Origin of the sequence: Methylobacterium sp. (assembly GCF_019750675.1) — a bacterium.
Lineage (GTDB): Bacteria > Pseudomonadota > Alphaproteobacteria > Rhizobiales > Beijerinckiaceae > Methylobacterium.
Genome location: NZ_JAIEOF010000043.1, coordinates 1 through 4542, shown reverse-complemented (window position 1 = coordinate 4542; position 4542 = coordinate 1). Strand labels below are relative to the sequence as shown.

2 protein-coding genes are annotated in these 4542 nt (G+C 67.3%); both read left to right on the top strand.

Translation table 11 applies throughout. The annotated features are described in order from the left end of the window. On the top strand, positions 1 to 3246 hold a 3246-nt coding region (locus K2X24_RS02225), incomplete at its 5' end, for a maltotransferase domain-containing protein (protein WP_292494229.1). Between the two features lie 172 nt (positions 3247 to 3418). Further along, positions 3419 to 4542 (top strand): maltose alpha-D-glucosyltransferase (gene treS / locus K2X24_RS02220; RefSeq protein WP_292494227.1); only part of this gene is annotated, 1124 nt, incomplete at its 3' end.

Genomic DNA, 4542 nt, shown 5'->3' with positions numbered 1-4542 from the left:
TCGGCCTGGACCGCCGAGTTGCCGCGCATCGCGGCGCTCGGCTTCGACTGGGTCTACCTCAACCCGTTTCATCAGACCGGGGGCTCGCGCAGCCTCTACGCGGTGGCCGATCCCGACCGCCTGGACGAGCGCTTCCGGGACCAGGACGGCACCTCGGACGACGAGCAGATCCGGCGCTTCTGCGCCGCGGCCGCCTCCCATGGTCTCCAGGTGATGACGGACCTCGTCATCAACCACACCGCCATGGACGGCCCCCTGGCCGCGCAGCGCCCGGACCTGTTCCTCAAGGATTCCGAGGGCCGGATCGAGAGCCCCTACGCCGTCGATCCGGACGATCCGTCGATCCGCACGGTCTGGGGCGACCTCGCCGAACTCGATTACCATTCGGAGGGCGCGCGGCGGGAACTGACCGCCTTCTGGTCCGGCTACGTCAACCGCCTGCAGGACCTCGGCGTCGCCGGTTTCCGCTGCGATGCGGCCTACAAGGTTCCGGCGGAGGTCTGGCGCGACCTCATTGGGGCCGCCAAGGCCCTGGAGCCCGATTGCCTGTTCGCCGCCGAGACGCTGGGCTGCACCTTCGAGGAGGCGCAGTCGACGGCGGGCGCTGGCTTCGACTACCTGTTCAACAGCTTCGCCTGGTGGGACCTCAAGGCCTCCTGGGCCCTGGAGCAGTACGAGCGCCTGCGTGTCATCGCGCCCTCCATCGCGTTCCCCGAGAACCACGACATGGCCCGCCTCGCTGCGGATCTCGACGGTGACGCGGCGTCTATCGCCCGGCACCTGAAGGCGCGCTACGCCCTGTCGGCCTTCTTCTCCGCCGGCGTCCTCATGCCCATCGGCTACGAATGGGGCTACCGCCGCGCCCTCCATGTGGTCGAGACGACGCCCGCGCTTCGCGAAACCGACACCGGCATCGACATCTCGTCCTATATCGCCGCGATCAACGCCCTGCGGGCCGAGGTGTCCGCCGCCAATGTCGAAGGTGCCCAGGCGCGCATCTCCGCGCCGGACGCGGCCTACGCCGCGCTCCTGCGCTACGACACCGGCCACGGCGCCTCGGCGCGCAGCGCCACCCTGGTGCTCTACAACCCCACCGACGCCTCCGTACCGGTGGAGCCCGGCACGCTTCTCGCCCGGACCGGCGGCATGCTCGGCGACTTCGTCGACCGTACGCCGGAGGCCGAGCCGATCGAATTCCGGCCCGGCATCGCCCTGGCGCTGGCGCCGGGCGAGGTGCGTATCCTCGCCGCCGAGCGTGCGGCGGCCGCGGCGGTGCCCGACCTCAGCACGCCCACGGGTGAGGGGCGCGTGGTCATCGAGGCGGTGATGCCCGAGATCGACGGCGGCCGGTCCCCGGTCAAGCGCGTGGTCGGCGAGAGCGTCCACGTCACCGCCGACATCTTCAGCGACGGCCACGAGATCATCGATGCCGAGATCCTCTCGCGGGTCGTCGGCGAGACCGAATGGCGGGCCGACCGCATGGTGTTCGTGGACAACGACCGCTGGGGCGGCCACTTCCCGCTCCTGCGCAACGCCCGCTACGAGTTCACCATCCAGGCCTGGCGCGACGGCTATTCCTCCTGGGTGCGCGACACCCTGAAGAAGCGCAATGCCGGCGTCGATGTCCGCCTGGAGACCATCGAGGGCGTGGCCTTCGTGATCGGCGCGTCCGAGAACGCGACCGGCCCGGACGCCGGCCGCCTGAAGGCCCTCGCCGGCGACCTCGAAGCGACGGAGACCGGCTCGGCCGCGCAGCTCGACCTGATGCTGGCGCCCGAGAACGCGCACCTGATCCGCCGGCACGCGCCGCGCATCAACCTCTCGCGCTACCCCGTGAACGTGCCGGTGATCGCCGACCGCCTCGCGGCTCGGTTCTCGGCCTGGTACGAGATCTTCCCGCGCTCCCAGTCGATGGACGTCAACCGTCACGGCACCTTCGACGACGTGATCGCCCGCCTGCCCGAGATCCGCGAACTCGGCTTCGACGTGCTCTACTTCACGCCGATCCACCCGGTGGGCAAGACCAACCGCAAGGGCAAGAACAACACCCTCAAGGCGTTGCCGGGCGATGTCGGATCGGTCTACGCGGTCGGCTCGGAGGAGGGCGGCCACGAGGCCGTGCACCCGGACCTCGGTACCCTCGACGACTTCCGCCGTCTCGTGGCGGCCAGCCACGCCTACGGCATGGAGATCGCCCTCGATTTCGCGATCCAGTGCTCGCCCGACCATCCCTGGATCAAGAACCATCCGGAATGGTTCGAATGGCGCCCGGACGGGACACTCAAATTCGCCGAGAACCCCCCGAAGAAGTACGAAGACATCTCGAACGTCCACTTCTACGGCGGCGCGCTGCCCTCGCTCTGGATCGAACTGCGCGACATCGTGCTGGGCTGGGCCAAGCTCGGCGCCCGCATCTTCCGGGTCGACAACCCGCACACCAAGCCGATTCCGTTCTGGGAGTGGATGATCGCCGAGGTGAATGCCCGCTATCCCGACGTGATCTTCCTCGCCGAGGCCTTCACCCGGCCGAAGATGATGAAGAAGCTCGCCAAGGCCGGTTACCAGCAGAGCTACACCTACTTCACCTGGCGGGACACCAAGCCGGACCTAATCGCCTATTCCACCGAGCTGGCCGGTGAGATGGGTGAGTATTATCGCCCGAACTTCTTCGCCAACACGCCGGACATCAACCCGATCTACCTGCAGACCAGCGGCCGGGCGGGCTTCGTGGTGCGGGCGACCCTGGCCGCCACGCTGTCGAGCGTCTGGGGCATCTACAACGGCTTCGAGATGTGCGAGGCCGAGCCGTATCCGGGCAAGGAGGAATACCTCAACTCGGAGAAGTACGAGCTGAAGGCCTGGGACTATCATCGCCCCGGCAACATCCGCGAGCACATCATCAAGCTGAACCAGATCCGGCGCGACAATCCGGCCCTGTGGGACTTCCGGAACGTCGTCTTCACCGGGGCCTACAACGAGCAGATCATCGGCTACGCCAAGGTGACGCCGGAGGGGGACAACTGCGTCTTCGTGCTGGTCAACCTCGACCCGCGCAACCGGCAGGAATGCACCTACGAGGTGCCGCTCTGGCTGCTGGGCCAGCCCGACGACGGCGCGGTCGAGGTCGAGGACCTGCTGCTGGGCTACAAGTTCGAGCTGCGTGGGAAATCGCACCGCATCGCCCTCGACCCCGCTGAGCGCTCGGCGGTGATCTGGCGCCTTCGCGCCCCGACCCGGGTTGCGTGAAGCGCGTGCCCGTGTCAGCAAAAAGCCCGGCGATCCGTGAGGATCGTCGCGGTGTCGCCTCAGTGTCGGCGCCTACCCACGCAGTGGACGGCACGCAAAGTCACCTCTCGCGAGGGGTCGCTGCGGAAACGCCGAAAACGCCCTTGAACTCGACGCATGAGGCAACGACGCGATGATCGATCGCAGCGATCCGCAATGGTACCGTGACGCCATCATCTACCAGATCCACGTCAAGTCGTTCTTCGACTCGAACAACGACGGGATCGGCGATTTCGAGGGCCTGACGCAGAAGCTCGACTACGTCCGCGACCTGGGGGTGACGGCCATCTGGCTGATGCCGTTCTACCCCTCGCCCCTGCGCGACGACGGCTACGACATCGGTGACTACCGCGATGTGAACCCCTCCTACGGCACGATGGAGGAGTTCCGGAAGTTCGTGGACGCGGCGCACGAGCGCGGCCTGCGCGTCATCACCGAGCTCGTCATCAACCACACCTCGGACCAGCACCCCTGGTTCCAGCGCGCCCGCGAGGCGCCGGCCGGTTCGCCGGAGCGCGACTTCTACGTCTGGTCGGACACCGACACGCCGTATTCGGACACGCGCATCATCTTCCTCGACACGGAAGTGTCGAACTGGACCTGGGACCCGGTTGCCAAGCAGTACTTCTGGCACCGCTTCTACAGCCACCAGCCCGACCTGAACTTCGACAATCCGGCCGTGCTTGAGGGCGTGATCGAGGTCATGCGCTACTGGCTCGACATGGGTGTCGACGGCCTGCGCCTCGACGCGATCCCCTACCTGATCGAGCGCGACGGCACGAACTGCGAGAACCTCCCTGAGACTCACACGGTCATCAAGGCGATCCGTGCGGCCCTCGACGCGAGCTATCCCGACCGGATGCTGCTGGCCGAGGCCAATCAGTGGCCGGAGGAGACCGCGCAGTATTTCGGCGACGGCGACGAGTGCCACATGGCATTCCACTTCCCGCTGATGCCGCGGATGTACATGGCGATCGCCCGCGAGGACCGACACCCGATCACCGACATCATGCGCCAGACCCCGGAGATCCCCGAGGGCTGCCAATGGGCCATCTTCCTGCGCAACCACGACGAGCTGACGCTCGAGATGGTCACGGCGGAAGAGCGCGACTACCTGTGGTCGTTCTACGCCGCCGAGCGCCGCGCCCGCATCAACCTCGGCATCCGGCGCCGCCTGGCACCCCTGCTGGAGAACGACCGGCGCAAGATCGAACTCATGAAGTCCCTCGTCCTGTCCATGCCCGGCACGCCGGTGCT